This window comes from Microcoleus sp. w2-18bC1, assembly GCF_036700365.1.
In the GTDB taxonomy this organism is placed as follows: domain Bacteria; phylum Cyanobacteriota; class Cyanobacteriia; order Cyanobacteriales; family Microcoleaceae; genus Microcoleus.
In genome coordinates this window covers 33,317-35,606 of record NZ_JAUBOS010000056.1, presented here as the reverse complement: position 1 = coordinate 35,606, position 2,290 = coordinate 33,317, and the positions used below count along the sequence as shown (strand labels likewise).

The window sequence follows — 2,290 nt, the reverse complement described above, 5'->3', positions numbered from 1 at the left end:
CCGACACCGACAACCAGTCCGACACCGACAACCAGTCCGACACCGACAACCAGTCCGACACCGACAACCAGTCCGACACCAGACGAGCCGGTGCCGACGTTCCCGACGCCGAATTTGCCGACGCCGACAGGAAGTCCGACGCCGACAGGAAGTCCGACGCCGACGTTCCCGACGCCCATCTTTAACCAACCTCCAAGAGCAGTTAACGACAACTTCACCACGGTTGCGGGTCAAGAACTCAGTTTCAACGTTCTGTTGAACGACACTGACCAGGAACAAAGCGCTCTGACTGTCACGACTTTTGCTCCAGCAAGCAAAGGAAGCCTGGTTCCCGTGGGCGGCGGCGTATTCAAATACACCCCGAATCCGGGCTTCTCGGGTACTGACAGCTTCAGCTACTCGATCTCAGACGGCAGCGGCGGCACAAGTAAGGCGGTAGTAACCATCAACGTCAGTAGCCCCCCGCAGCTAATAATTAACGACGGTGTGGTGGTTGCCAAAAGTAATCCTACCCAGACAATTACTGCCGCCGATTTGTTAATCACAGATCCCGACAACAGCCCCTTGGAAATCGTTTACACGATTACTAAAGCCCCCGATGCTACCAGAGGTTTTGTCCAAAGGGGTAGCACCTTTCTCAACGTGGGCGGCAAATTCACGCAAGACGATATCAACAACAACATCGTCAAATACAACTTGCTGGCAGCAGGTGGCAGCGACACTTTCACGTTTACAGCCTCCGACGGGTCTGCAACTATCGGGCCGGCATCCTTCAGCATTACGGTGGTAGATAATATTGTCGATCGCAGCGCACTCCCGGCCAGCAGCTTTACAGGCAGCAACCTCAGCGACTTCATCCTCGGCGGGGCCGGCGACGATACCCTCTCTGGGGGCGACGGCAACGACATCATCGATGGCAGTGGCGGCAACGACCTCGAATTCGGTGAAGCAGGCAACGACTCGGTGGTGGGTGCGATCGGCAACGACACCCTTGACGGCGGACTGGGCAACGATACTGTTGACGGCCAAGACGGCATAGACTCGCTGATCGGCGGACTGGGCAACGACCTGATGTTCGGTGGCAATGACAATGACATCCTAGGCGGCGGTGACAACAACGACACCATTGACGGCGGAACAGGCAATGACTCGATATTGGGAGAATCCGGCGAGGACTCGATACTTGGTGGCGCCGGGATTGACACCTTACTTGGTGGCATTGGCGACGACTCCCTCGACGGCGGTGCCGGCGACGACATCCTAGACGGTGGATTGGGCAGAAACTTGCTCGACGGCGGTATCAATAACGATTCCATCTTGGGCGGCGACAACGATGACACGATGTTGGGTGGAGAAGGCAACGACACGGGACTAGGAGGTTCCGGCAATGACTACGTGTTGGGCGAGGCCGGCAGCGACTCCCTCGACGGCCAAGCGGGCGACGACACTCTCGACGGCGGTGCCGGCAGTGACTGTCTCAGCGGCGCCTTCGGCAATGACTTGGTATTGGGCGGCGATGACAACGACTCGCTTTCCGGTGGTGCAGGCAATGACATTTTGGGCGGTGGCAACGGTTCTGACTTGCTCACGGGCGATGCTGGCAATGACTTCTTCTACTATGAAACTCCCAGCGAAGGCGTGGACGTGATTGCTGACTTTAACGCTAACGGCAGCGAGACCGACAGATTTTTGTTCAGGTCGTCAAATTTCGCAGGTTTAACCAATTCAGGAACTACTCTCGATTTCACCAGTTTTATCGTCAGGAATATCGGGTCTAGCGGCGACGACATCAGCAAGCAATCAGTCATTTTGTTTGAATCTAAATTTGATAACGCTCAAGCCATAAATGCAGTGTTGAAGAATCAAAAGGGTTCGAGCAAAACGGGAGCTTTCTTCGTGTACCTGAACAATACTTTTAACAAGTACGTTCTCGGCTTCGACCCGAATGTGGCAGATGACAGTCTCCCAGCTTTCGATTTGGCAGTGTTGAATTCTATTCCTACAGTGCCGGGAGCGCTCAGCACCGTCATTACTGCATCTGACTTTAAGTTTATTTAGTAGTTTTTGAGTAGCGTCGCAAGGAGTCGGAACAATGCCAAGTGCAGTACCACTAATTTTTCTCGAAGGGCGGCTACCCGATGAGAACGCGGATAGTTTGGATAGTGGCACGGTGCCGCAGCCTACGCCGTCGTCGGGGACGGAGCCGATGATGACGGGGACGGAGCCGATGATGACGGGGACGGAGCCGATGATGACGGGGACGGAGCCGATGATGACGGGGACGGAGCCG

2 protein-coding genes are annotated in these 2,290 nt (G+C 55.4%); both read left to right on the top strand.

Annotation, left to right across the window (positions count from 1 at the left end):
* Positions 1–2,058 (top strand): Ig-like domain-containing protein (locus tag QT979_RS22385; protein ID WP_333311722.1); only part of this gene is annotated, 2,058 nt, incomplete at its 5' end.
* Between the two features lie 34 nt (positions 2,059–2,092).
* A partial coding sequence (locus tag QT979_RS22380; RefSeq protein WP_333311721.1) for a hypothetical protein occupies positions 2,093–2,290 on the top strand: 198 nt, incomplete at its 3' end.